Source organism: Flavobacterium sp. I-STPP5a, assembly GCF_009764685.1.
Taxonomy (GTDB): Bacteria; Bacteroidota; Bacteroidia; order Flavobacteriales; family Flavobacteriaceae; genus Flavobacterium.
The window spans coordinates 44,060-70,691 of record NZ_VHLM01000004.1 but is presented as its reverse complement, the minus strand read 5'-3'; the positions used below and the strand labels follow the sequence as shown (position 1 = coordinate 70,691).

Genomic DNA, 26,632 nt, shown 5'->3' with positions numbered 1-26,632 from the left:
TGATTATTTTTTCTTTACATTATAGTGTAATCAAAAAGTCTGACTTCTAATTAACGCTCTACTCAATTTTTAATTATATTTTTTTTGCCACACCTATTCTTAATACCCCCAATCATTATGCACGATTGGTAGATTATTTAATTCTTCACGATGCAAGCGCCATTTAGGCATAAATTTATCCATGAGTTGAATAAAGCGTTCACTATGATTTCTTTCATGAAGATGGACCAGTTCATGAACTAGAATATATTCCAAACAAATAGGTGGTTTCTTTGCCAGTTCTAAATTTAACCAAATTCTTTTTGAATCGGTATTGCAAGCACCCCATTTGGTTTTCATGTGTTTTACACCCCAATCATTTGCAGTTACTCCAATAACTTTTTCCCACTTTTCAACCAAAGGTTCTAATTGGATTTTTAATTGCTTGCGGTACCATTCACGCATGACTAAAGACTTATCTTCAGTTGTTGCACCTTGTTTTACTTTTAGTTTTATTTTTTTAGTTCCTTCAATCTTTACGGAGCTATAGCCGTTATGTTCTTCAACTTCTAATAGGTAACGAATCCCTTGAAAAAATAAACTTTCACCAGACACATAATCTCGTTTGGTTTCTCTAGCTTGTTCTTGAAAATTTTTGACATGTTTTTTTATCCACCCCAATTTACTAATAGCAAATAGGCGTACAACATCTTCATCTGTGTTTTGAGGTACTGCCAGCCTTATCCTACCATGTGGTGGATACACCGCTAAATGCATATTCTTGATGTCTTTTCTAATCACATCAATTTCGATATTAGCAATATGCAATAACGTTGGACTAATACTCATTTTGTGCTTTTATGATGTCCATAATTGAAAGCGTAGTATCGGCATCTTGAATGATTTGGTTAACGGCCAACATCAATTTTTTTTCTTTGATACCACCGTCACGCCATCCGTCAAGCTTATTATCTAAAATTGTTTTATGCAATAGATTTGCGACAGCTTCATTATTCTCTAAGTTATCATAAAGTGCTTGCTTAGCTCTTGAATTAATTGAATCGGGATAATTTACACCTCCAGAAGGAGTTGTGATTTTCTCTGATAATTCTTTGATTTTAGCTAAGTATGCTTCATATTCGATAGCTTCTTCCGTTCTTTGTTTAATTAACTCATCCAAAAGCTTTGACATCTTTTCAAAGTATTTTGGATTGGTCTGTGACTCCTCGTTAATTACCTTTCTAACATTGTTTTCAATGGTTTCAGCTACCGACTGATGCGATTTACTTTTGTTATACTCTGGTGCTGGCTCACTTAGGTGGACAATTAATTCAACAAGCGTTTTATTCTCAAAATCGGATATCTTTTTACTGGAATTAGCATTCAGATACATATCCATTAATTGACGCATTCCTGGCTCAAAAGGTTTAAAATCTAAATATTCCCCGCTTGCTTGTTTGATGGTATCTCTAAGGTCTGAAAAGTGCTGTACTTCAACTTTGATATCCAATGATTCCTTGTCAGAAAACCCTAATTTTGGCATTTCATTAGCCACATTTGCGTATGCTCGAATCAGCGTGACTACAGCTTTGTACAAAGCCACTCGTTTTTCTTCTGTTTTCTTTAAATCATCCTTAAATTCTGGATTTCCACAGAAAAAACGAATGTAATTTGGCTCATCTTTTGGATGAACAGGTTCACACATGGCTCTCACCGTTTCTAAAGCCGTTTCTAGTCGTTCTTTACTCTCTGTTAATCTGTTTTTCAATAAACCATCGACATCATTTGCATCATAGTCATCAAAAACTTCCGATGTGTAATCTGTAATAGATTTTTGAAGTGATTTAAATAAATCTTTATAGTCTACAATATATCCATATTCCTTATCATCTGTGTCTACTCGGTTAACACGGCAAATAGCTTGAAATAAGCCATGGTCTTGCATGTTCTTGTCAATATACAGATAGGTTGCTGAAGGTGCGTCAAAACCCGTTAAAAGCTTATCTACAACTATTAACAATTTCATTTTACTCGGTTCTTTGATAAACTTTGCTTTAGCTTCAGATTCAAAGTCCTCCGTAGATTTTCCATTCAGCATTTTAGTATAAACTTCATATTTCAGCAGTTTATCTGTAAGTCCTTCACCTGTTTCCTCTCCCTTAATATCAGAGTGATGTGGTTGATAAGAGGTAATAATAGCACATTCTTTAAATCCTACATTTTGAAATAGCTCGTAATATCTACATGCTTGATGAACGGAACTAGACACTAACATGGCATTTCCTTCACCAGTTTTTAACCTTGGTTTGGTTTCAAAGTCAAAAATGATATCAGCCACAATTTCTTCCAATCTTGATTTGGAGCCCAATACTTTTTGCATGGTTCCCCAACGTCTTTTTAATTCCACTTTGGCCACATCAGTTAAACCTTTTGTTTTGGCATCAAACCAATCATCAATTTTAACTTGGTTGGTTACAAATTGCTCCACATCTCTGGCTTCATATAATAAATCCAGAACAACCCCATCCTCAACCGCTTCATCGAATTTGTAGGGATTACCAATGTATGGTCCGAATATTTCAATAGACTTTTGTTTGTCCTTTTTTAACAACGGAGTTCCAGTAAAACCAATGAATAAGGCATTTGGAAGAATTAACTTCATCGCATCGTGTAGCTTTCCAGATTGGGTGCGATGACATTCATCAACAAAAACGTAAATATCACCTTTCGCCTCGAAATCAGAGCCTAAGCTAGATTTTAACTCTTCAATGTAAGATTCATAATCTCCTTCATCTGTTTTTCTGCCAAACTTATGAACCAAACTACAAACTAGCATTTCAGTTTTTTCGTTTAGCACTCGGATTAAGTCTCTTCCGCTTTTGGTCCTGTAAATTGTTTCGTCAACCCCTGTGAACAGCTTCTGAATTTGGTCATCCAGTTCTTCACGGTCAGTGATGATTAAAACTCGACTGTCTCTAACATTTTCACGAATCCATTTGGTGAGCCAAACCATGGTCAAACTCTTTCCACTACCTTGAGTGTGCCAAATGATTCCACCAGTTTTTGTTCTCACATGGTCATGGGCCGCTTTGATACCAAAAAACTGATTGGGTCTGCATAGTTTTTTAATTCCCTTATCATAAATTACGAAGTCGTAAATAAGTTCTAAAAGTCTTGATTTATCAAATAACTGGCTAATATGTTTGTCTAGAATGTAATCATAAGATTCTGCTGAATCTTCTTTCCATTTCAAATAATATTTTTCAGTGGTTTCAATGGTTCCGTAACGCAAACCTTGTGTATCATTACCAGCAACTACTAATTGCATAGTGGTAAAAAAGTTTTGAATAAACTCTGGTTTTTGATTGTCAAGATTTTGTCTAATACCTTCTTCAAAACCAATTTTACTTTTCTTTAATTCAATGACTCCAAGTGCAATACCATTCACATAAATGACTATGTCGGGTCTTTTTACATGCTTGCCTTGTACGGTCACTTCTTCAGCAATTGCAAAGTCATTTTGTTCTGGATTTTTCCAGTCAATTAACCAAACCGTTTCTTTGGGTTGGCCTAATTCTTCTCTAACCGTGACACCATAACGCAATAAACGATAGACTTCTTTATTTGCATCATACAAACCATTGGATAAGTTTTTGGATGTTTTAACTAACTCATCAACTGCTTTTTGAGCTAAAACTGCTGAATATCCTTTTGATAGAAGATGTTTTTTTAAAATAGCTTCTTCTATTGGCTGGATACGTGTTTCTTCATGCCAATCACCAAGATATTGGTACTTTAATTTATCTTGAAATAATTGAACGATTCTATTTTGAGAAATCCTTTCTGATTTACCTATGTTATTCATTTTCAATTTTTAAAAGTTGAAAAATTTCTTTTTGATGGTCTTGTATTGCTTCAACATCCCAATTATCAGCATTTCTCAGCATAATATACTGTTTGATACTGTCAATATCTCCTTTAAGATAAAACTCAGCTTTACTTAATGGTGAAAAGTTGCTCAACGATGAATTTTTACTGTGACTAATCAAACATAAATTTCCAAAGCAGTTCAGCGCATTTAAATCTTTCATTTTGGGGAATCCTTCTTTTGGATTTTGAGGATAATAATGCTCAACCGAACTTCTAGAAGTAAATTTAAAATCCATAATTTTTGAGTCTTTACTCTCTTTATTAACTTCTCTTTTCCAAAGTAAATAATCAACATAATTGAATAGCAAATTATTGGTGATTGACCCAAAACTAAATTTTGTTATGTCAATTGGGTTATTCAACTTCATTGATTGTGGATGATAAATCATCTTATAATATTCTTGAGGTTCGTGAGCAACTATTCGATTATAAATAAAAGTTTCGGCAGTTCTTTCCAAGAAATTAATATAGTCCTCAGCTGAAGTTTTAGGGTTTTCATACACGTAATGTAATGCTGCATTTAACCAATGTTTATAAGATAGTGTTGGAATAGAAACATGGAACATAGAAAGTAGTTGAACTAACTGTCTATTTAAATGAATATCTTCGAAACTATTAGGATAGCTAGCTGTATAGGCAATACTATTTCCTCTTTGTTGTTTTGAATTCTTCATTTTGGATAAACTCCATTCTTCTTTTTGTTTCGATGTATCTCGTTTAATGATAAATTTATCAAACAGATATTTTGTCTTCAGTAAACTAAAAGCAAAATTTTGAGAAAAAATCATTTTCTCTTCGTCTGTTTTCTCATTTACTATTTCTTCAAAACTATCTAGTAATTTTTTGTCATCTAATAAGATGTCTTGTTTTGTTGTAACTCTAATTACATGTAATAAAAAGTTTGAAAAATTGATTACTGAATAAAATCGTTCTGGATTTTCATCACTAGCATTTTCTCTACTCGAATCATTTACAGGCTTTTTAATTATTTGGTCAATAGATTGTGCTTCTTGGTGCTTTTGATTCTTGATTTCACCAAATTGATTTAAAACTTCATCAAAATTTTCAGCTTTGAAATTATCCCAGTTGTTAGAATCGAATAAGTTGTGTCGAACATCTACTGGAAAACCATATTGCACGTATTTTTCCATATTAGCGCAAGCTTCCCAAATTGTATGGAAAACATGGCTGTTTTTTTCTTTAACGTCTAAATCCTTAATAAAATCAAAGGATTCTAATAAACGAGCTTTTAAAACTTCATGTTTTTCTAATTGTTCACCTCTGTTATTCATTATTTCAAAATAATGATTCAAGTCGGTCTGTGGTGGAACCTCAACTCGTAAAATAGTTACATAATGGAATAAATAATCGGTAAAGGTCTCGATAGTAACATCACCACTTTCTTTTATCTCTTCATTTAAAATGGAAATTACCAAATCGTAAGCATCTAGGATAGACGGATTATATTTTTTACTTTCAATTTTAGAATTACCAAATAGGTCAAGTAAGGCTTCTTCTGATTTTTGACGATTTGAAAAACTTAAATTTAATCGTTCAAACCATTCCGTATTTATATGTTTAAATTGAGGATAGTTTTTAATCGCAATTAAAAGAATATTTAATGTCGTTAAACGTTGTTGCCCATCAATTGTTTCAAAGAGGCTCTTGTTGTTTATTTCGGTTTTATCAACTATTAGCGTCCCTATGTAATATTTTTTGGTACTACTCTTCTTAAGCGAATCTATTATGTCTTTTATTAATTGACGAATTTGAGTTTCTTCCCAAGCATAATTTCTTTGGTAAACTGGTATTGTATATTCGCCCGTTGTACTCAAGAGTGTTTTTACCGAAAACTCCTGTACTTGTTCTGTATTAGTAGTCCCCATTGTAGTATCTTAAAGTTTTGAAAATAGCAATTAAATTATTTGGGTTTGGCCCCTTTCTATAATAATTTAAGGTTTTTGGGTTTTTTATACGAATTTCATGAAGTGCTGGTATGTAATAATTGAGCACTTGGCTAGGGTTTACAGCTTCATAAATTTCTTTAAAAATATTATTTTCTAAAACATAGTTGTCGGCAGTTGATAAGTAAACCGATTGTTGCTGTAAACGGACTTTATAAGCCCATATAAAAGCCTTCTCAATAAATCTAGAAAGTTCTACCTCGCCAAATTTATCGTGATAATAAATTAAAGCACAATCAAATAAAGTTCTCACAAACTGGTCGCCATCTCGGTGTCTTTTGTCATAATGATTAATTGCATATATGATTTCGTCTGCTTCTGCACTTAAATCTAATTGTTTTAGAAAATCCCCTGTATAATTAGATATAATTTGTTCATAGAAATGTATCATTTCAAAAAAACGCTTTCCATTTATGATGGGTCCATCCAACTGAAAAGGGAAATGCATGTGTTGAAGGTCTATATCTCTATCGGCTGATTGGTTGTATTTATCTACATAAAAGTGCGTAATACGCATGCCTCTGGTAAATGGGTAATTTTCTATTTTATCTAAGGTAATCCCTTTAAATAAATCTACTTCATTTTTTGTAAAATATCGAGAAGAACGTCCTTTCACCCATCCTTTAATACGGAAAAGGTATTTACCAAATAAAGTAACCAAAGTCCTTGTTTCCAAGTCTTCCCATGTTGCAACTGTTTTAGTAAGTACTTCTTTTTCTTTTTGACTAAACTCTCTTAAGTGGAATGCCTTGAGTAAATCATGTGGGTCAAGGTCTTTACCTCTAGCATTTTGTGCGTCAAAAAACTGAAAAGCTTCTGAAATATCGGTTAGAATACATTTAACAAATTCACATTTGTTGAAAAGAAAAAACAGTATTTCTTCATCAAAATTAGCTACATGACGTTCAATTTCAGCATAATTTCTTTGAATGTTTTGTATGGTGATTTCATTAATAAATTGAGGTTGTGGCATTTTAGACTTTACGTCCTTAAGTAGCCTTTTTAGTTCCTCATTTTTTAATTCTATTTGTTTGGCATCAATCCTTGCTAAAATTGCTTTTGTAATAAGTAATAAAGTAATGGTGCGTTGCTGCCCATCAACAATATTTAATAGGTCGTTTTCATCATGATGAATAACAACTGTACCGAGGCGATAGGCTGGTTTGTGATTGAAAGTAATAATATCATTGATAAGCTGGTTTACATGCTTAGTTTCCCACTTGTAGGGCCTTTGATAATTAGGAAATGTTATCCTAGACTCTACGAGCAAATCAGCAACCGTAATGATACTGGGTTTTAAATCCTTTGGCGAAACTTTATGCTCCGCAATATCCATTTGAACTTCTATTACTTCACTCACACCAACCTAATTTTACCCGTTAATAATTCTTGCATCATGCCTTGTTTTATAACTTGGTATTTTGCTTTTTTTGTTTCTAATTTATCTATATCTTCATTTATATCTGATAGAATTTGACACACAGCATTTTGTTCTTCAATTTTTGGCATGGGAATTTTCATTTTTCTAATGTCATCGAGAATTAGGTTTTGATGCGACCCTGCCTTAACGTCCTTCAACATCATGTTTTGTCCAGCTTCTGAATGTAGATAATTCATGACCCAATCCAAATAGAGTGGGTTGATAAACTTTCCTACTGATACCGCTCCACCAATAAAAGCAATTTCTTTATTGTTAAAAATTCCAACTTTTCCTATACTGCCTGAAATGGAAATCATCAAACATCTTTCATTCAATAAAATCATTGGGAAGCGTACAGCTACATCTTGAGGAATATAGTAATCAGTATCAAAGTTTACTTTATGACCATTAAAATCTTTGTTTTGGATAAACGGTAGATAATCCGTTTGTTTTTTATTAATTAGTGTTGGTTTTATGTGATTTGAATAGTCGAACCCTGTTTGCTTAGTAAATGTTTTACAGAGCTCACCAATGGTTCTAAAATCCCAATCCTCAGTAAACCCTGCCAACCGTTTACCACCTTTGTTCGGTGGCGTTAAAAGCTGTTGCATGGCACCTTGTTTAATCGCTTTCTTTTTGGTGATGAGTTGGTTTAAATTACTAATCAATTCATCTACATCACTCAAGGCGGCGGCTATGGCTTTTTGTTCTTCTAGGGTTGGTGGGAGCGGGATTTTCATGTCGGCTATCATTTCTCTTCTAACAGAATCAACGGATGATTTAGCAGTCATTGACATAACCTTTTTATAAAAGTTAGTCGAAAACTGAAAGAAGAGGTACTTACCGTATACATCTTGTCTATAGTTGAATAAGTTATAAACTCTTTGATGATAGTCAAACTTACCAGTAACATAATGAAATATTTTACCAACACCTACACCATCACCAGAGGTTAATATTGCCTCGCCATCAAAAGAATATTTGTTGATTCTTTCAATTGTGTTTGACCTTACATAAAAAGGATATTCTCCATCTTTAACACGGTCTTGGGTATCACTTCCTCCAGTAGTAATTGAAGCAAAATCTTCAATCTTTTCCAGAGTCCAATCTTCTGGAATTAATCCAGCTTCCGTTTCTTTGTACTTCTGTTGTGTTAATTCCATCTTAATCCCATTTTTTCAAGATGAATATTAACTTTATCCTCTAAAGATTTTGTTTCACAATCCAATTCTCCTAAAGAATTTTCGTAGCGGTCTGATAATTCTTTTACTCTAGTGGTTAACCGTTGTGAGATAGCATCAATTTCGGTTTGTATCACGGTTTGTAAGCTGGTAAGCCATTTATCATCGACTACTAGTGTTCTTACTTCAGCTTCGGTTAAGGCTTTGAACTTAGCAAGGGTCAAATCATCTAAAGTGGTGGTTTTCTCTTTTAGTTCTTTTTTAAGTTCCGTATCACGGTTAAATAGTTTCAATAAGCTATTGGCCAGTGCCACCGCTTCTTTTTCTGTTGGGTTGGTCTTGTTGTCTTTTACAAATGCGGTTATGGTAGCTTTAGTCAAACTACCTTTATCGTTGGTAGCTTCACTCAATAGGCCTTCTTCGCCAGCATGTTCTTCTTCAATAGTTATTATTTCGGCTTGTAGGCTTTCTAAAGCGGTTTCAACATCCCAAACGGCTTGTTGTTCAGTGGCTAAAAATCGGTTAATGACTAATGTTTTAGGGATAAGGTCGCAAGTCCAGCCCTTATCGGTTTCTTTGCCTGTTTTTTTGTTTTTTTCAATAATACGTTTTACAGTAGCTTTCCAACCGTCTTCAACCAATAGATAGACATCATCTTTCATGGTTTCGTTCCAGTAGTCTAGCAAATGTTGGTACACATCATATTGGCCAATTAGAGGTTTATTTGCATATCGCTCTAGTAAGTCTTCGGCAATGGTTTTAATGAAATCTTTGGGCTTGGTATCGGCGCCAATAGCATTCATTCGGGCATGATTGGTTGCTTTGTATTCCGTAAACAAACTGTCTAGCTTGGTATTGTATTTTGTAAAATCGTCATGCTCAAAAATGGTGCTTTTGATGGTGTTTTTTTCCACATTCAATTTGGCGTACCCTTCACGAATAGGGGTAAACAAATCTTTTCTTAGATTAGGGTATATCTCCCAGTATTTCTTCAAGGCGTCAATGTCCTTTTGAGGAATTCCACCATTTAAGTGTGCATTCAAATCTTGAATGTCTTCATCCTCTTGAGTGTCAATATAACGAGGAATGTTTAAGTTGTATTCGTTTTTTTCAATCTCGCTATACGGTACTAAACGACAGTATTTGTCAATTTCCCACTGGCGGTTGAAGGCATCTACAATTTTGTGAATGTCCTGTTCTCTTAATCGGTTCTTGTTACCATCTTTAGTAAATCCTTTGCTGGCGTCCATCATAAAAACGCCTTCACGCTCTTCAGCATTTTCTTTGTCAATCACAATAATACAAGCGGGAATACCTGTACCGTAGAACAAGTTGGCTGGCAACCCAATAATTCCTTTTATCCATTTGCGTTCCAAGATGTTTTTACGAATTTCGGCTTCGGCATTTCCTCTAAACAAAACACCATGAGGAAGAATAACTGCTCCTTTTCCCGTGCTTTTTAATGAAGCTAAAATGTGTAGTAAAAAGGCATAATCGCCATTTTTCTCTGGTGGCACTCCATACCCTCTAAAACGCTTGAAGGCATCATCCATTGGGTTGATTCCAGTCAACCAATTCTTAACAGAAAAAGGAGGATTGGCAACTACAAAATCGAATCGCTTTAAACTTCCATCATTTTCTTTAAAACTAGGTATTGATATGGTGTTTCCACCCGCAATAGATGCTTCGGGATAGCCATGCAACCACATGTTCATGATGGCTAATCCTTTTGTGGCTATATCTTTTTCTTGACCGTAAAGTGTAAGTCCATTTGGTGATTCATCTGACACTTTCAATAAAAGCGAACCCGAACCACAGGTTGGGTCGTAAGCTGTATAAGATGGTTTGTCTGCTTTCTCAACACCAATGACCTTCGATAAGATTCTAGATACCTCGGCTGGTGTGTAAAATTGTCCTTTGCTTTTTCCAGATTCTGTAGCAAAGTGACGCATCAAAAATTCATACGCATCACCCAATACATCATCATCTTCAGCTCTATTATTTTTAAAGTTAAGTCCAGGATTTTCAAAAATAGCAATAAGCTTAGACAGCGTTTCTACTTTATCTTTTCCGCTTCCTAGTTTGTCATCATCGTTGAAATCTACTAGTTCCATTGAACCTTCAAGTCCATTGGCCGCAAATAAAGGTCTCAATATTTCTTTATTGATTCGGTCACCAATATCGGTTTGTCCTTTCAAGGCCACCATGTCTTCAAATGAAGCTCCTTTGGGTATCTCAATTAAACTCATCGGGTTGCCAGCATACTTATCTGAAACATACTTCACAAAAAGCATTGTAAGTACATAATCTTTGTATTGAGAGGCATCCATTCCTCCACGTAATTCATCACAACTAGCCCAAAGAGAGCTGTATAATTCTGATTTTTTAATTGCCATAGTGTATTTTGTATTCTTTTTTCACCATCAAATAATTTTGATATAATGAAATTATAGTATTTTAGATTTTAGTACAATTTACTATAAAGCAAAACTGTACTTGATGTAAAATTAATTTTTTTTAGTTAGTAGACAGCATTTAAATTTGGCAATTACGAGGCATCTTATTTAATGCATTAACAATCATATTTATAGACAATAATGTAATGCCTAATATAAGCAATTTATAAATCTTGTAATGTATTTACATAGGTTTTTTATCTAATGCTTTGTTTCTTGCTTGCCAAAGAAACCATTCTTTTACGCTGGATGCAATACCCAGTTTAGGTGATATTTGAACTAATTTTTAATTTGTTATTAATTCATAAATCTATATAATGGAAAACGCAATCCTATTACAAAATTTAACTCCGAGGGATTTAGAAGAGTTAATCACAAGAGTGGTAAAAGAACAATTACAAGAATTTGTAAAAAATATACCTACTGAAAATCCAGATGAATTACTTACCAGAGCTGAGGCTTGCACTTTGTTAAAAATCAATATGACTACCTTATGGAATTGGACTAAAAAAGGTAAAATAATTGCCTTTGGCATCGGTAATAGGGTCTATTATAAACGAGGTGAATTGATGGGAAGTTTGATTCGAATAAACTAATTATCTGAGTGATTTTTGGCTACAATGATTTAAAATTCAAAAAAATTAGGAAGTGTAAACACTCTATCATATTTATGAACTGACTATTGACTGAAAAGGGCTTTAGAAGGGTTGAAATCAATGATTGGGAATATATTGTGATAGAACGTTTACAGGAGCATGCGGGGGAACTAGAGGAGTGTTTTTTACCCCATTAAGAAGCAAAAGGTACAATGGGCTGGCTATATTTCTTGAAGTTGAGATTGGATGCTGTAATCGCTCACCTTTTCCTTTGGAAGTTGAGATGTTAGTTTCCGAAAAACTTTTTTTTGAGTTGAGATAGGTTTTTCTTAACTACTAAAGTTATTAGGTTTATAAATAAGTTTAGTTGAAATGTTTTTTCTTAACCTTTATCTTTATGTGTTAGTGATGTATCGGAGTATAAACGAAGATACTCACTAGAACACATAATAATTTAATATACACACTCTCACCTCACGGAGTGAGTTATATTACTAATATAGTATATGGTATAAAAATATTACCAACAATTGGTAAAGAAATCATACCAACTTTTGTGAATAAAAATATATTTCAACTAAAATCAAGATTTGTGAGCTACTCTCAATGAAATAAATGTAAAAATAATATGAATGGTTTTAAATAAGATTGACTTTTTTTTAAAATTGATTATAATTGTTTAATATTATTGTAAGATTAAAGATATTAGTTTGTAGCATATATTAAAATCTAAACGATTGATTATTTTGGTTGCTGATGGGGTCATGTTCATCAGCTTTCCTCACCAAACACAAGAGGAGAAAATAACAATGAGGAAATAAAATTATAATGACAAACAAAACAGTTATTCGTAAAAATAATGAAGGTGGTAAATTTACCACCATACACCATTCAATACTATTGGATACAAGACTATCAGCAACCGCTTTTAGACTATTGACCATGATACTGTCTGATTCTGATACTGAATTCAATTTATCACAAACTCTTTATTGCAATAGATTAGGTATTACTAAGCCCACTTTTTTTAGTGCTATAGATAATCTAGAAGATAATGGTTATTTAAGAAAAACGGAATTAAAAACCAAAAGCACAAAGAACACAAAAACAATAAAAAAACTTTACAGTTATACTATTTCTGAATTTGGAAATCTCAATTCAAAAGACAAAAAAGTAGAAGAATCGGTTATTGAAAAAAAGGAAAATTTTCAAGAAACTACACCAACTCAAAATGAAGAAAAAGCTCTAAACTCTGTCGTTATTATTGAAGTAACCAAAGAGTCTGCCCAGCCTCAAGTGGAAATAAAAAATGATTTAAGCTATTATTTGGAGTCAATTGACAATTTATTAAATTATCCAAAGCCTCATGAATTGGTTATTGACATGATGGTAAAAGAACTACCAGTTGTACATATTAAAAAAGAGGTTGATAAATTTTTAAAAGGTGTATATAATGAAAATCTTGCTTACGCTAGTAATAATGAAAATCATTCAAAAGCATTTGTTGAATTTAAAAGTTGGCTAAAAAATGAGATTTTTAAAAAGCATAATTTAGATTTGGATGCTAAAAGTAAGTGGACGACTTTGAGATTAATTAAACATGGTAAAAAATTCAGCACCGATTTAGAAACTATGATGGGAGATTATTATGAAAGTGCAAAAGATTAAGAAAATGTAACGGAAAGGTTTGACATCATTGCATCTATAAAACTACAATAAGATAAATTTTATTTAACTACCTTAATTACCCTTATTAAACCATTTGTTATATTTGTAAAAAATATATTTATGCTCGCTATTTATTGTCGTACATCCAAAAACAAGGCAGATGGAACCGATTATTCTATCGAAACCCAACAACAGGGTGGTTTCAAATTGGCTAATCATTTAGGTTTGCAATATAGATATTATGTAGATGAAGGAATGAGCGGAACTCTAGCTATTGAAGATAGACCAGCACTTGCGGATATGATGTCCGATTTAAAAAAAGGTGTCATTACCAACATTTATTGCATAGACCAGTCTAGAATTGAACGCAATTCCACTGTATGGAATATTTTTTCCGCTGAATGCATAGCGCATAAATGTAAATTTTATCCAAACGGAATTGATTTTGATTTTAGTAATGACGAAAGCATTTTAGGTAGTAACTTAATTTCATTAGTCAATTCATACTATGCTAAAATTACCTCTAGAAAAGTAAAATTAGCGAATTACAGTAAAACACTAAAAGGGAAAACTCATGGAATGAAACCTTACGGTTATCAACGTGATGAAAATAATAATTTTATAATTTTTGAAGAAGAAGCTCAGTACATTCGAAAAATGTTCAATTTATCACTTCAAGGAATTGGTAGTTATACGATTGCCAATATCCTAAACGAAGAAGGGGCACCAACAAAATTTAATAGATTTAAAGGAAAAATAAAAAGGATAAATGAATTCACAAAGAATGTTACAGAATTTGAAAAAAGCAATGTAAAATGGAGAGGAAATGTGGTTTATGACATGCTGACAAACCCTATCTATAAAGGTATCAGAATTTGGAACAAGAAAGATATCAACAAAAGAATTGAAGTAAAAATTGATGTTCAAATCATAGAGGATGATTTATGGGATAAGGTAAATGAGAACCTTCCCAAAAATATTAAAAATGTCGGTAAAAGAGCAGATTATCATTATTTACTAAATGGAATTATAAAATGTGGACATTGCGGTAATGAAGTGTTAGGAAAAAAAAGACCTAAAGGAAATGACAACTCTTATAAATGCAAAGGAAAGAGACCACCGCATAAAGACTGTCAAGATAGTAGGGCTATTTCACTCCCTAAATTAGAAAATTTTATTATTCAGCATTTATTTAAAAATAAGAATCTTAAAGAATTATTGCTCGAGGCTCCAAAGAGTAATCTATCAATTCCACTAAGAGAAAAGCTAGATAGTAAGAAGAAAGAATTAGTTCAGTTGGATAAACAGCTTGAACGCTTAGTAAAATTATTAAGAGACCCAGACTTGGAGGATGATGAAACTTTTAAAGAAGACTACAAATTAACAAAACTAAAAAGGGTTAAATTAAATTTAGAAATTGAAGACCTCCAAATAAAAGTTTTAGAAATGGAAAATGAGACCAGAATCTCAAGAACCAAAACTTTGATAGAAACTTATACTGATTATATTCAATTTGATGAGATTAAACGTTTGGTGCATTCTTTGATTGAGAGCATCAAAATACATCATTCAAAGCAAAACAAATCTGGATATTACTTTATAGTTATTAAATATAGAAATTATTCTGAGGAATCTACATTTACCACAGACTGGAAAGGTTTGAAGTGGTATTGGCATACACATTATCGAGAGAAAGCATTAAATAAGGAACAACTTGCAGAAGATGTAGAAATGCTTAAAGCTAATTACGACCGCAAGGGCATACCATTCAATGAAGAAGACTTAACTGGCTATGAAGGAAATACTACTGTTTCGGGTATGATTGGAGAAAGTGTTGACCTAAATCCAAATGAACTAGTATTATTTGATTAATACCATCTAAATTACCCTTTTCTACATGTATTTAAGGTGGATGGTTCGAAATGACAAAACTGGCGTTGATCTGGGCATCTGGAAAAGCATCTCAACGGCTTCCCTATCTTGCCCGCTAGATGTACACTCCGGTAATGTGGCTAGAAAATTGGAGTTGCTTTCTCGAAAACAAAATGATGGAAAAGCTCTTGCAGAATTAGACGCTAAACTTCGCGAATTTGATGCACAAGATCCTGTAAAGTATGATTTTGCCTTATTTGGCCTAGGCGTTTTTGAGGGTTTTTAAAACGTTTTCTAAGACGTATTTATAACTTTACCAGTATCAAAAAGACTGTAAATTAACACATTTGCTTGATTACTTTCAAAAAGACTATCTTTGCAAAAAATTTAAGCAAATGACTACTTTTGAGCAATTCAATCTTCCTAAATCCGTACAGAAAGCGATCGATGATTTAGGATTTACAACACCTACCCCTATTCAAGCAAAAACGTTCTCAGTAATCATGTCTGGTAGAGATATGATGGGAATTGCGCAAACGGGAACTGGTAAAACATTTGCTTACCTACTTCCTTTACTCAAATTATACAAATTTACTCCTGGCCATACTCCTAAAATAGTGATCCTAGTACCTACGCGCGAACTTGTAGTGCAAGTAGTGGAAGAGGTTGAGAAATTGACAAAATACATGTCGGTTCGAACTATTGGTATTTTTGGTGGTGTAAACATCAATACACAAAAAACAACTGTTTACCAAGGTTGCGACATATTAGTTGGAACACCCGGCCGAATAATGGACTTAACATTGGATAACGTAATCCGATTTGAGGAAATGCAAAAACTCGTAATTGATGAGTTTGATGAAATGCTTAATTTAGGTTTTAGAACCCAACTGACCGCTATTTTGGCAATGATGCCAAAGAAACGTCAGAACATTCTTTTTTCAGCCACAATGACTGATGAAGTAGATGCTATTTTGAATGATTTCTTTGATTATCCCGAAGAAGTTACACTATCTGCGTCAGGAACTCCGTTAGAAAACATTACACAAATCACCTACAACGTTCCTAATTTTAACACGAAAGTTAATTTATTAAAACACTTATTATCTACCACACCAGATATGAGTCGCGTTCTTGTTTTTGTAAACAACAAGAAAATATCCGATTTACTGCACGATCGCATAGAAGAAGATTTTGATGGACAGTTTGGTGTCATTCACTCTAATAAATCACAAAATTATCGTTTGAGCACCATGGCCTCTTTTCAAGAAGGAAACTTAAGAGGTTTGATTACCACAGATATTATGGCTAGAGGTTTAGATATCTCAAATATAACACATGTGGTCAATTTTGAAATCCCCGAATTGCCGGAATTGTACATGCACAGAATAGGTAGAACTGGTCGTGCAGATGCTACAGGTACTGCAATCAGTTTAATAGCTCCACGCGAAGAGGAGTTTAAAATTGAGATAGAACTCCTGATGGATATGGAGCTTACTATTGAAGAATTCCCAGAAACAGTTGAAGTATCCTCAAAATTAATTGAGCCTGAGAAAGAAAGACAACCCATCAAGTTTTTGATGAAAAAACAAAAACTAGCCGGTGATGGTGCTTTTCAAGAAAAAAGTAAGAAAAACAAAAAGGTGAACTTAGGAGGTCCAGGAGTTACTAAGAAAAAAACTCACGGATCTGTTAATAGAAACATGTTAAAGACCAGAGATAAAAAACGAAAAGATAAAAAATAAATTACTTAAAAAGGGCTGCTACAACAGCCCTTTTTAGTATAATACATTTACTTATTATCTGTAAAAACAAGACAAACAGGCGCACACAATTCTATTTTTTTACCTGTATTGGTTAGCGTTCCCGTTTTTATATTTCTTTTAAAAATAATTACATCATTTGAATATTGATGTGCAACTAATAAAAAAGCACCTGTAGGATCTATTGCAAAATTACGTGGTCCTTTTCCTAATGTTGAAACGTGCTCCACTAATTGGAGTGTCCCATTAGCATTGGCTTTAAAAATTGAAATAGTATTGGCTTCACCACGATTAGTAGCATATAAAAACTTTCCATCAGGAGAAAAATGAATATCTGCAGCTGTAAAATCTCCCTTAAAACCTGCTGCTAAAATAGTCGTTTCATCTCTTTTAACTAGTTTACCCTCTTTATAACTGTACACTGTAATCATACCACTAAGCTCTTGCAGAACGTAAACTAATTTGCCATTTTTACTAAAAGTTAAATGCCGTGGTCCACTTCCTGCTGTTACGGAGATGCTATCTTTTATTTGAAGTACATCAGTTTTTAAAAGTGGATCATAACTGTAGGAATATATTTTATCAGTTCCCATGTCATTAGCCAAAACAAATTTTTTATCCGGTGAAAAAGAGACCATGTGCACATGAGGTGCTTCTTGGCGTTTGGGATTCAAACCTTTTCCGTAGTGTTGAATGACTTGTTTGGCTTTTTGGAGCGTACCGTCACTATTTTTTTCTAAAACACTGATCGAACCTCCAGAATAATTTGCTACAATGACGTTTTTGTTATCGTTAATAATATAGCACGGATCAGCACCCATAGCACTTTGCTTATTTAAAAACTGAATAGCACCACTGGAAGCATTGTAATTAAAAGCACTAATTGTACTTTCTTTTCCAAATTCATTCACAGAATACACAAATTTATTTTGACTGGACACTGTAAAAAAACTTGGATTAACTGTCTTATCTGTTGCGTTTTTGTAAATGAAATCTCCATTTGAAGTATCAAAGTCATAAACATAAATGCCTTTACTGTCGCAATTTTGAGTATAAGTTCCAATTAATAAATTGATTTTTTTATTCTGTGCTTTGACCGTAACACTAAAAACAAGGAGTATCAAGAAAACTAAAGATTTTTTCATAGTGTAAATATTTCCATTTAGGCTAAAATAAAGATTAAATGCACGCAAATGTAAAATTATTTATTATCCAAAATTTACGAAACGTGCTGATAAACTGTCAACAAATTTGTATTTTTGATTCCATTATAATCCAATGAAATCCATTGGAGTTTTAACACATTCTAGTCAATACCATCACAGTATGCATTTTAAGCACCCTGAAGTTTTATATTTTTTATTCCTTTTACTTATACCAATATTGGTTCATCTTTTTCAATTGCGAAAGTTTAAAACCGAATTCTTTACAAATGTTCGGTTTTTAAAGGCACTCACCATTCAAACTAGAAAAAGCTCTAAAATAAAAAAATGGCTTCTTTTAACCTGCAGATTGTTACTATTGACATGTATTATCATTGCTTTTGCTCAGCCTTTTTTTTCCTCAAAAGACAGTAAAAATAAAAACAATGAACTATTTATTATTCTAGATAATTCCTACAGCATGCAGGCTAAAGGAAAGAAAGGCGAACTATTAAAAAGAGCTGTTCAAGAACTGCTTGAGGAAACTCCAGAAAACATTACATTTTCATTATTAACAAATTCCGAAAACTTTTGGAACACCGATATAAAATCAGTTCGAAGTAATTTACAAAATTTAAAATACAGTTCTGAGGCATTCAATCTAGATAATATTTTAGCAAAGGTAAAAGCTCATAAATCCCCATATAACAAAGATGTTGTAGTCCTTACAGACGGATTATCAATAACCGAAAAACAGGTAAAAACTAGCGATCAAAATATGAATCCTCTATTCATACTTTCTGAAGCGGAACAAAAAAACAACGCATCTGTAGATAGCGTGTTCATAAGTAAAACGGTCGAAAATTTTTATGAAATTACGGTGCAAGTCACTGGTTATGGCGATAAATTCCCTGGTGTTCCCATTTCTATTTTTGACAACAATAAATTAATTGCAAAAACTACTGTTGACCTAGATAGCAAGAAAAAAAATATCACTTTTACCATCCCGAAAAAATCATTTCATGGATATATATCTATTCAAGACAATGGTCTTGCTTATGACAACATCCTTTATTTTAGCATTTCAAAAAATAAAAAAGCAAATGTAATTAGTGTAGGAGATCCATTAAAAAGTAATTTCTTAACCCGAATTTACACTCCTGATGAATTTGTGTATAAAAACTATTCTTTAAGCACACTGGATTACAACAGTATAGAGCAGCAGGATGCTATTGTTTTAAATGAATTGAATGAAATACCTCAAGCCTTAGCAACTACTTTAAAATCGTTTGTGTCAAAGGGCGGACACGTTGTTGTAATACCGTCATCAGAAAGTTCAATCGAAACGTACAATTCATTTTTCAAAAATTTTGGTTCACTTTCATACAGTCCTTTAGAACAAACGGAAAAGCAAATTACTAAAATCAACTTTAATCATCCCATATTCAATAATGTATTCGAATCAAAAATAACCAATTTTCAATATCCGAAGACCAAAATATATTATCGTTTAAGCAATTCGAGTCCAGCAGCATTATCTTATGAAGACCAGAGTCCATTTCTCACCTCCATAACAAACTCAGTAGCTACAGTAGCCGTATTTGCAGCACCTTTAAATGTTGAAAATTCTAATTTTCAGCAGTCACCATTGATTGTACCTACTTTTTATAAAATGGTGATTAACAACCAAAATAACGGAGTTATTGCCTATACCATAGGAAGTAATTTACCTCACATTACAGATGCAGCTTTACAAAAAGACGCTATTGTAACCATTAAAGGAACCGAAGAGCAATTTATTCCAATTCAACAAATCTTGAGCACTAAGGTTAAAATGACTTTTAATGATTACCCAAAACAAGCTGGAAATTTTAGTGTTTTCTCCAAAAAAGAATGGATCGAAAATCTCAGTTTCAACTACGCAAGATCAGAGAGTGATTTAATTAAAAACAATGATAACGTACTAGCTGATTTGAACCAAGAATCATCTATTACATCATTCTTTAATGCTTTACAAACAAACCGAACCGATAACCAAATTTGGAAATGGTTTGTTATATTTGCACTACTATTTCTACTCTTAGAAATGGTAATTCTCAAATTTGTCAAATCATAAAAAAAGTTCCTTAAATATGAAATTAATTATCCGAGATGCAAAAATTATTGACCCAAAAAGTTCATTTCATAACACCATTTCAGATCTTTTAATTGTAGATGGATACATTCAAGAAATAGGAACTAATCTTGAAAATCCAGATAAAATTCAAGAAATTAAACTAGATAATTTACATCTCTCACAAGGCTGGTTTGACAGCAGTGTCTCTCTTGGAGAACCTGGATTTGAGGATCGAGAAACCATACTTAACGGGCTACAAGTAGCGGCAAAAAGCGGATTTACAAGCATTGCATTACAACCTAACTCCTATCCTGTAATTGACAATCAATCCCAAATACATTTTGTAAAAAGCAAAGCAACGCAGACTGCAACGCAACTCTATCCCATAGGTGCTATGACAAAAGAAAGCGCAGGAAAAGATATTGCCGAATTATACGATATGAAAAATGCTGGTGCAGTAGCCTTTGGTGATTATAATAAAAGTACAGAAAATGCCAATTTACTAAAAATTGCATTGCAATACGTTCAAGACTTTGATGGATTGATAATTGCTTTTTCACAGGATGAACATATTAAAGGTAATGGAGTTGCAAATGAAGGAATTGTATCAACTCAACTTGGGTTAAAAGGCATACCAAATCTAGCCGAAGAAATTCACACTGCTAGAAATTTATATTTACTAGAGTACACAGGAGGAAAATTACACCTACCTACTTTATCTACTGAAAAATCTATAGCATTAGTTAAGGCCGCTAAATCAAAAGGCCTTCAGGTCAGTTGTAGTGTTGCTGTACACCACTTAGTACTCACTGACGAAAAACTACAAGAATTTGACACCAGATTTAAAGTTACACCTCCATTACGAACCGAAAGCGACCGTCAAGCTTTACTCAATGGAGTCCTTGATGGAACAATAGATATGATTACTACCGATCATAATCCGATAGATATTGAACATAAAAAAATGGAATTTGATGGAGCAAAAAATGGTACTATTGGCCTTGAAAGTTGTTTTAGTGCTCTAATGACCGTTTTACCACTTGAAGTAGTTGTTGAAAAATTAACTTCTGGTAAAAAAACCTTTGGTATAACCGAAGAAATTATTGCAAATGGTGCTAGGGCTAACCTCACACTTTTCAACCCTGATTTTAAAAGTGTTTTTAGCAAATCATCTATTTTATCAAAATCAAAAAATTCAGCTTTTCTGGGGACTGAAATACAAGGAAAAGTGTACGGAATTATCAATCAAGACCAATTAATTTTAGCGTAGAAGATGAATACATCAAATATAGAATCTGGTAAGACAGCCGCAATTACAAGCTACATTTTAGGAATTGGCGTTTTTATAGCCATGTCCATGAATTCCGAAGATAAAAATGAATTTGCATCATTTCATATCAGGCAAGGATTAGGAATCACACTAACTTTTATTTCACTCGGTTTGATCATAAGTAACTTTGATAGTTTAATGATCTCAGCGCCCATGTGGATCTTTACATTTGTATTGTGGTCATACGGAATTACAAGCGCAATAAAAGGAGAAACAAGACCGGTACCTCTGTTAGGTACATATTATCAAAAATGGCTTTCAAATATATCTTAAACACAATGGCATTATCACTTGAATACAAAATAAGAGAACCCAAAATAATTTTAGACAAAAACCCACTTTTGTTACTCCTACATGGTTATGGAAGTAATGAAGCTGATTTATTTTCATTTGCCGAAGAACTTCCGGAGCAGTATTATGTAATTTCGGCTAGAGCTCCGTATGACATGCAATACGGAAGCTACGCTTGGTACGCCATCAACTTTGATGCTGATGAGAATAAATTTTCAGATCACGATCAAGCCAGAATATCTAGAGATGTTATTGTTCAATTTATAGATGAATTAACCGCAACTTACCCCATTGATGCGCAAAATATTGCCTTAATTGGCTTTAGCCAAGGAGCTATTTTAAGCTATGCTGTTGCCTTATCTTACCCTGAAAAAGTGCAAAAAATCGTTGCCATGAGCGGGTATTTCAATGCAGAGATTATTAAAGACGGTTATCAAAAAAACAATTTTGATACTTTAAAAATATTTGCATCACATGGAACCGTTGATCAAGTAATACCTATTGATTGGGCAAGAAAAACACCATCAGCAATGGAAGATTTGGGAATCAACACCACTTACAAAGAATATCCGGTGGGACATGGTGTAGCGCCACAAAACTTTTATGATTTCAAGAATTGGTTACTTGAAAATTAAATAAAAAAGTCGCAGTTAAATTTATTTCAACTGCGACTTTTTTTTATTTCTGATATATGAATGATTGATTTACTTCGAATGAAATACTTTCATCATCATTCACAAAGTATTTCAGCAGAACTTCTCCCCACATTTCTCCATCGCTATAATCAGCAATAATCCATCTGTGATTTAAAATTTTCACTTTGTTAATGATAAACTTATTTGCCCCTATTTGATCTTGACCTGTATAAGGATTCCCTTTTGGGTTGGCATTAAAATCCAAAAGTTTTTCAGTGACAAAAGGAATTAATTTTTCATATTGAATCATTTTATCATTCGACCCAGATTCAAAATAATTTTGTGCATTTTCATTTTTTTCTAATGAAAAGTAATTAGCACTTTGCAACTCATTTGACAATAATGCAATGCTATCTCTCAATTTTTTAGTGGTTTTATCGTAACGTTTTTGTTCAAATGCAACCTCTTTGCTCAAAAACATGTACGTAAAAATAGTAGACAAAACTGCGAGAATAGTCAAATACAATAAGAATGATTTTTTCATTTTTAGTTTAATTAAATTATAATTTCCAAATTGTCATAGGCAAGATACACGTTCTCAGGAAGTTGTTTTTCTACCTCTTCATGAAAGCCCAATACATGACTAATGTGTGTGAGATATGCTTTTTCTGGTTGCACCAAATTTATGAAATCTAAAGCTTCTTTCAAATTGAAATGTGTATCATGCGGCTCTTCTCGCAAGGCATTGATCACTAAAACTTTCAAATTTTTCAATTTTAAAACCTCCTCGTTATTGATTGTTTTCACATCTGTTAAGTAGGCAAAATCATCAATTCGATAACCAAAAACCTGCAAACTCCCATGAAGTACATCAACAGGAACGATCATTTTTTCACCCAGTTCAAACGGCTGGTTATTGATGACCTCTATCGTTTTTACAGAAGGTGCTCCTGGGTATTTATTGATGGTTTCAAAAACATACGCAAAACGCTCCTTAAGATTATTAATCACTCGTGTATGAGCATAAATAGGAATCTCTCCTTGTTTAAAATTAAAAGGCCTAATATCATCAAGCCCCGAGGTATGATCTGCATGCTCGTGAGTAAACAAAATAGCATCTACTTTTTGACAATTAGATACTAGCATTTGCTGCCTAAAATCAGGACCACAATCAATAACATAGGAATAGTCATCCCACGATATCCAAACTGATACTCGCAACCTTTTGTCTTTAAAATCAGCACTCTTACACACGGGATGGCTACTCCCAATAACAGGAATGCCTTGAGAGGTGCCCGTTCCTAAAAAATATACTTTCAATTCAATAGATTTTATTTGCAAAAATAGGGTTAATTATCTTTCTATAATAACCTATTTCATTAACTTTGTATCATATTAGGAATTAAAAAAAATGGATACAGAGATAAAATTAAAAGGTGATAAAATCATCGAACAAATCCCATCAATAAAAGACAAAGCGCTTCGTATCAATTTGAACGAAAATATTTATGGGACATTTGCTGAAATTGGAGCTGGACAGGAAACTGTAAGACATTTTTTTAGATCTGGTGGTTCATCTGGAACAATTGCAAAAGCCATGTCTGCTTATGATAAAGACTTTAGTGATGCCGTTTACGGTGTAGAATCAGATGGTAGGTACGTAACAGAGAGCAGGTTAAAAAAAATGCTTTCGCATGAAGTAAACCTGATAGAAAAAAGATTGAGCCGAGAAAAACATCCTAATAAAATGTTTTTTAGTTATGCAAATACCGTTGCTACAATAGATTTTGCCAAACAATTTAAAGGCCATGGATGGGTAGGAATTAGCTACCAAATTGAACCTGATGAAGATTACAATGAAATTATACTTCACATTCGTTTTAAAGAAACCGATGTAAGATTACAACAAGAAACCTTAGGGATTTTAGGTGTAAACTTAATTTACGGAGCTTTTTATAAATACAATGATCCTAAAAGATTACTTCGTTATTTATACGATCACCTTGATAAAGACCAACTTGAAATTGATACCATAAATTTCTCTGGACCTCGATTTGCGGATGTAGACAACAGATTGATGAGTTTACAACTTGTGAAAAATGGCATGACAGATGCCGTGATGTTTAACCCTGATGGCAAAAACATCCTTCCCGCAGCCATTTTATACAAGAAAAACATACTTGCTTTTAGAGGAAGTTTTCGTCCTGTGACCAAGGTAAATATGGACATGTATGAAAAGTCCTTAAAGATGTTTTTGAATGAAAACAAAGTTGACAAGAATAACACACTAGTTGTTTTTGAAATCACATTATCTAATTTACGTTCTGACGGGGAGATCAACGAAAGGGATTTTATGGATAGAGCTGAGCTTTTATGTTCACTAGGACAAACCGTTATGATCTCTAATTTCCAAGAATATTATAAAGTTGTAGAATACTTTGCTAATTATACTAAGGCTCGAATGGGTCTAGCATTGGGAGTTAATAACTTAATTGATATTTTTGACGAAAAATACTATCGCCATTTAAGCGGAGGAATTCTTGAAGCTTTTGGGAAATTATTCTATCGCGATATGAAAGTTTTCTTGTATCCAATGATAGGAGAAAACGGTGAAATAATTAACTCTGACAATTTGAAGGTACATCCACGAATGAAAGAACTTTACAAATTCTTTAAATTCAATGGGAAAGTAGTTGATATTGATGATTATGATCCTACAATCTTAAATGTGTTTTCTCGTGAAGTACTCAACATGATCAACCACGGTAAACCAGGATGGGAAAGTATGTTGCCGTCAGGTATTGCTGAAATCATTAAAGAGCACCAATTATTTGGTTATACTCCTCAAAAAGTCCTAAACTAAAGCAATTAATTTTAGCTCTAAATATAAAATCCAGTACACAAGAATACAATCTTGAATACTGGATTTTTTATTTTGATGAAATTATGTAAATCCTAAATTGTATTATTTTAAGATTTGAGCAGCATGTACTTTGGTTTTCACATCAGCTATAACCTCATCAATAAAACCTTCATCATTAATAACAAAAGTAGTTCTGTGAATTCCATCGTATTCTTTACCCATAAACTTTTTTGGTCCCCAAACTCCAAAAGCTTGAATAACTGATTTATCTTCATCAGCAAGTAAAGGGAAAGGAAATTCATATTTATCTTTAAACTTAGCTTGAGCCTTTGCACTATCGGCACTCACTCCTAATAATGCGTAATTATTAGATTGAAAGCGTTCAAAATTATCTCTCAAATCACAAGCTTCAGCTGTACATCCAGGAGTATTTGCTTTTGGATAGAAAAAAACAACTAGCTTTTTACCCGCATAATCTGCTAATTGATGTTTTTTACCGTCTTGATCTAAACCTATAAAATCTGGAGCTTTATCCCCTTTAGTTAATGTTGTCATTGTAATAATATTTAATAGTGAAATGGTTTGTAAGTTGCATTTACAATTAGAAATGATTTTCTTTACAATCCAAATTTAGGAATAATGACCAAACAGGAACGCGTAACTTTTGTTATAAATACGTTAAAAGAATTGTACCCTACAATTCCCATACCACTAGATCATAAAGATCCTTATACCTTATTGATAGCTGTTTTATTATCTGCTCAATGTACTGATGTACGGGTAAATCAAATAACCCCAATACTTTTTGCCAAAGCAGATAATCCGTATGATATGGTAAAAATGAGTGTAGAAGAGATTAAAGAAATCATAAGACCCTGCGGCTTATCGCCAATGAAATCCAAAGGAATACACGGATTATCACAAATTCTAATAGAAAAACATAACGGCGAAGTCCCACAAAGTTTTGAATTTCTAGAAGAACTTCCTGCTGTGGGCCATAAAACGGCTAGTGTGGTCATGTCTCAAGCTTTTGGAGTACCTGCATTTCCTGTAGATACGCACATTCACAGATTAATGTACCGCTGGAATTTAACGAATGGTAAAAATGTTGTTCAAACAGAAAAAGATGCGAAACGTATATTCCCAGAAGATATATGGAACGACCTGCACCTTCAAATTATTTGGTACGGAAGAGAATATTCACCCGCGAGAGGTTGGGATTTAGAAAAAGATATTATCACCAAAACTATTGGCAGAAAAAAGGTAATCAACGAATATCAAAAAAAAGTAAAACCACTATAAATTAGTGGTTTTACTTTTTAAAACTTACATTAAATCTACAATTAATTAGATACAATTTCATAGCATCTATTGTCTATCTTAATGACCGTAAGAGCTTTTGAATAACTAAGCAAAAAAGAAATTA

The 26,632-nt window shown here is 33.1% G+C and carries 20 protein-coding genes and 1 pseudogene; 11 read left to right on the top strand and 10 right to left on the bottom strand.

What is annotated here, in order from left to right:
* Window positions 1-99: 99 nt before the first annotated feature.
* From FJV36_RS00535 to FJV36_RS00510, 6 genes are read right to left on the bottom strand one after another with little or no spacing between them, the layout of a single operon-like run.
* Window positions 100-828: a M48 family metallopeptidase gene (locus FJV36_RS00535; protein ID WP_158729048.1), complete on the bottom strand. Its 729-nt coding sequence runs from the start codon at window positions 826-828 to the stop codon at window positions 100-102.
* A complete protein-coding gene (locus FJV36_RS00530; RefSeq protein ID WP_158729047.1) occupies window positions 818-3,844 on the bottom strand; it encodes a type I restriction endonuclease subunit R in 3,027 nt (1,008 codons plus the stop codon). Before FJV36_RS00530 ends, FJV36_RS00535 begins: the two co-directional genes overlap by 11 nt.
* A complete protein-coding gene (locus FJV36_RS00525) occupies window positions 3,837-5,795 on the bottom strand; it encodes a DUF262 domain-containing protein (protein WP_158729046.1) in 1,959 nt (652 codons plus the stop codon). The genes FJV36_RS00530 and FJV36_RS00525 overlap by 8 nt, the downstream gene beginning before the upstream one ends.
* The gene (locus tag FJV36_RS00520) at window positions 5,782-7,233 is read right to left on the bottom strand and encodes a DUF262 domain-containing protein (protein WP_199250900.1); all 1,452 of its coding nucleotides are present in this window, start codon (window positions 7,231-7,233) and stop codon (window positions 5,782-5,784) included. Before FJV36_RS00520 ends, FJV36_RS00525 begins: the two co-directional genes overlap by 14 nt.
* A complete protein-coding gene (locus tag FJV36_RS00515; RefSeq protein ID WP_158729045.1) occupies window positions 7,230-8,456 on the bottom strand; it encodes a restriction endonuclease subunit S in 1,227 nt (408 codons plus the stop codon). Before FJV36_RS00515 ends, FJV36_RS00520 begins: the two co-directional genes overlap by 4 nt.
* Window positions 8,447-10,870, bottom strand: coding sequence for a type I restriction-modification system subunit M (locus tag FJV36_RS00510; protein WP_158729044.1), 2,424 nt, complete (start codon window positions 10,868-10,870; stop codon window positions 8,447-8,449). The genes FJV36_RS00515 and FJV36_RS00510 overlap by 10 nt, the downstream gene beginning before the upstream one ends.
* 377 nt (window positions 10,871-11,247) lie before the next feature.
* Here FJV36_RS00510 and FJV36_RS00505 point away from each other — a divergent pair, with 377 nt between their 5' ends.
* From FJV36_RS00505 to FJV36_RS00485, 5 genes and pseudogenes are all read left to right on the top strand, one after another.
* Complete coding sequence (locus tag FJV36_RS00505; protein WP_233264567.1) at window positions 11,248-11,526, top strand: helix-turn-helix domain-containing protein; 279 nt, start codon at window positions 11,248-11,250, stop codon at window positions 11,524-11,526.
* An 828-nt stretch (window positions 11,527-12,354) separates the two neighbouring features.
* Window positions 12,355-13,194 carry a hypothetical protein gene (locus FJV36_RS00500; RefSeq protein ID WP_158729043.1) on the top strand — a complete coding sequence of 280 codons (840 nt, stop codon included), beginning with the start codon at window positions 12,355-12,357 and terminating at the stop codon, window positions 13,192-13,194.
* 120 nt (window positions 13,195-13,314) lie between these two features.
* A complete protein-coding gene (locus FJV36_RS00495) occupies window positions 13,315-15,066 on the top strand; it encodes a recombinase family protein (protein WP_158729042.1) in 1,752 nt (583 codons plus the stop codon).
* Window positions 15,067-15,091: 25 nt separating this feature from the next.
* A pseudogene (locus tag FJV36_RS00490) lies at window positions 15,092-15,352 on the top strand (DUF2400 family protein); the annotation flags it as partial.
* Between the two features lie 109 nt (window positions 15,353-15,461).
* Window positions 15,462-16,811 carry a DEAD/DEAH box helicase gene (locus FJV36_RS00485; RefSeq protein ID WP_158729041.1) on the top strand — a complete coding sequence of 450 codons (1,350 nt, stop codon included), beginning with the start codon at window positions 15,462-15,464 and terminating at the stop codon, window positions 16,809-16,811.
* 47 nt (window positions 16,812-16,858) lie between these two features.
* On the opposite strand, the gene FJV36_RS00480 is transcribed toward FJV36_RS00485, so the two are convergent.
* Window positions 16,859-17,974: a lactonase family protein gene (locus FJV36_RS00480; protein ID WP_158729040.1), complete on the bottom strand. Its 1,116-nt coding sequence runs from the start codon at window positions 17,972-17,974 to the stop codon at window positions 16,859-16,861.
* Between the two features lie 181 nt (window positions 17,975-18,155).
* On the opposite strand from FJV36_RS00480, the gene FJV36_RS00475 reads away from it, so the two are divergent.
* From FJV36_RS00475 to FJV36_RS00460, 4 genes are read left to right on the top strand one after another with little or no spacing between them, the layout of a single operon-like run.
* Window positions 18,156-20,087 carry a BatA and WFA domain-containing protein gene (locus FJV36_RS00475; RefSeq protein ID WP_158729134.1) on the top strand — a complete coding sequence of 644 codons (1,932 nt, stop codon included), beginning with the start codon at window positions 18,156-18,158 and terminating at the stop codon, window positions 20,085-20,087.
* Window positions 20,088-20,103: 16 nt separating this feature from the next.
* The gene (locus FJV36_RS00470; protein ID WP_158729039.1) at window positions 20,104-21,357 is read left to right on the top strand and encodes a dihydroorotase family protein; all 1,254 of its coding nucleotides are present in this window, start codon (window positions 20,104-20,106) and stop codon (window positions 21,355-21,357) included.
* Window positions 21,358-21,360: 3 nt separating this feature from the next.
* Window positions 21,361-21,690, top strand: coding sequence for a hypothetical protein (locus FJV36_RS00465; RefSeq protein ID WP_086454177.1), 330 nt, complete (start codon window positions 21,361-21,363; stop codon window positions 21,688-21,690).
* A gap of 5 nt (window positions 21,691-21,695) precedes the next feature.
* Window positions 21,696-22,343 (top strand): alpha/beta hydrolase, encoded by a 648-nt coding sequence (locus tag FJV36_RS00460; protein ID WP_158729038.1) that lies wholly within the window; start codon window positions 21,696-21,698, stop codon window positions 22,341-22,343.
* Window positions 22,344-22,386: 43 nt separating this feature from the next.
* On the opposite strand, the gene FJV36_RS00455 is transcribed toward FJV36_RS00460, so the two are convergent.
* A complete protein-coding gene (locus FJV36_RS00455) occupies window positions 22,387-22,887 on the bottom strand; it encodes a hypothetical protein (protein ID WP_158729037.1) in 501 nt (166 codons plus the stop codon).
* An 11-nt stretch (window positions 22,888-22,898) separates the two neighbouring features.
* Window positions 22,899-23,663: an MBL fold metallo-hydrolase gene (locus FJV36_RS00450; protein WP_158729036.1), complete on the bottom strand. Its 765-nt coding sequence runs from the start codon at window positions 23,661-23,663 to the stop codon at window positions 22,899-22,901.
* A 91-nt stretch (window positions 23,664-23,754) separates the two neighbouring features.
* Between FJV36_RS00450 and FJV36_RS00445 the strand changes: the two genes are divergently transcribed.
* Window positions 23,755-25,206 (top strand): TonB-dependent receptor, encoded by a 1,452-nt coding sequence (locus FJV36_RS00445; RefSeq protein ID WP_158729035.1) that lies wholly within the window; start codon window positions 23,755-23,757, stop codon window positions 25,204-25,206.
* Window positions 25,207-25,308: 102 nt separating this feature from the next.
* Here FJV36_RS00445 and bcp read toward each other — a convergent pair whose 3' ends face one another.
* Window positions 25,309-25,761, bottom strand: coding sequence for a thioredoxin-dependent thiol peroxidase (gene bcp, locus FJV36_RS00440; RefSeq protein ID WP_158729034.1), 453 nt, complete (start codon window positions 25,759-25,761; stop codon window positions 25,309-25,311).
* Between the two features lie 84 nt (window positions 25,762-25,845).
* On the opposite strand from bcp, the gene nth reads away from it, so the two are divergent.
* On the top strand, window positions 25,846-26,508 hold the full coding sequence (nth, locus tag FJV36_RS00435; protein WP_158729033.1) for an endonuclease III: 663 nt from the start codon (window positions 25,846-25,848) through the stop codon (window positions 26,506-26,508).
* Window positions 26,509-26,632 lie beyond the last annotated feature (124 nt).

What these genes read in the sequence shown, in the direction of transcription:
- FJV36_RS00535 (WP_158729048.1), bottom strand. Translation starts at nt 828, where the DNA reads ATGAGTATTAGTCCAACGTTATTGCATATTGCTAATATCGAAATTGAT.
- FJV36_RS00530 (WP_158729047.1), bottom strand. Translation starts at nt 3,844, where the DNA reads ATGAATAACATAGGTAAATCAGAAAGGATTTCTCAAAATAGAATCGTT.
- FJV36_RS00525 (WP_158729046.1), bottom strand. Translation starts at nt 5,795, where the DNA reads ATGGGGACTACTAATACAGAACAAGTACAGGAGTTTTCGGTAAAAACA.
- FJV36_RS00515 (WP_158729045.1), bottom strand. Translation starts at nt 8,456, where the DNA reads ATGGAATTAACACAACAGAAGTACAAAGAAACGGAAGCTGGATTAATT.
- FJV36_RS00510 (WP_158729044.1), bottom strand. Translation starts at nt 10,870, where the DNA reads ATGGCAATTAAAAAATCAGAATTATACAGCTCTCTTTGGGCTAGTTGT.
- FJV36_RS00505 (WP_233264567.1), top strand. Translation starts at nt 11,248, where the DNA reads ATGGAAAACGCAATCCTATTACAAAATTTAACTCCGAGGGATTTAGAA.
- FJV36_RS00500 (WP_158729043.1), top strand. Translation starts at nt 12,355, where the DNA reads ATGACAAACAAAACAGTTATTCGTAAAAATAATGAAGGTGGTAAATTT.
- FJV36_RS00495 (WP_158729042.1), top strand. Translation starts at nt 13,315, where the DNA reads ATGCTCGCTATTTATTGTCGTACATCCAAAAACAAGGCAGATGGAACC.
- FJV36_RS00485 (WP_158729041.1), top strand. Translation starts at nt 15,462, where the DNA reads ATGACTACTTTTGAGCAATTCAATCTTCCTAAATCCGTACAGAAAGCG.
- FJV36_RS00480 (WP_158729040.1), bottom strand. Translation starts at nt 17,974, where the DNA reads ATGAAAAAATCTTTAGTTTTCTTGATACTCCTTGTTTTTAGTGTTACG.
- FJV36_RS00475 (WP_158729134.1), top strand. Translation starts at nt 18,156, where the DNA reads ATGCATTTTAAGCACCCTGAAGTTTTATATTTTTTATTCCTTTTACTT.
- FJV36_RS00470 (WP_158729039.1), top strand. Translation starts at nt 20,104, where the DNA reads ATGAAATTAATTATCCGAGATGCAAAAATTATTGACCCAAAAAGTTCA.
- FJV36_RS00465 (WP_086454177.1), top strand. Translation starts at nt 21,361, where the DNA reads ATGAATACATCAAATATAGAATCTGGTAAGACAGCCGCAATTACAAGC.
- FJV36_RS00460 (WP_158729038.1), top strand. Translation starts at nt 21,696, where the DNA reads ATGGCATTATCACTTGAATACAAAATAAGAGAACCCAAAATAATTTTA.
- FJV36_RS00455 (WP_158729037.1), bottom strand. Translation starts at nt 22,887, where the DNA reads ATGAAAAAATCATTCTTATTGTATTTGACTATTCTCGCAGTTTTGTCT.
- FJV36_RS00445 (WP_158729035.1), top strand. Translation starts at nt 23,755, where the DNA reads ATGGATACAGAGATAAAATTAAAAGGTGATAAAATCATCGAACAAATC.
- bcp (WP_158729034.1), bottom strand. Translation starts at nt 25,761, where the DNA reads ATGACAACATTAACTAAAGGGGATAAAGCTCCAGATTTTATAGGTTTA.
- nth (WP_158729033.1), top strand. Translation starts at nt 25,846, where the DNA reads ATGACCAAACAGGAACGCGTAACTTTTGTTATAAATACGTTAAAAGAA.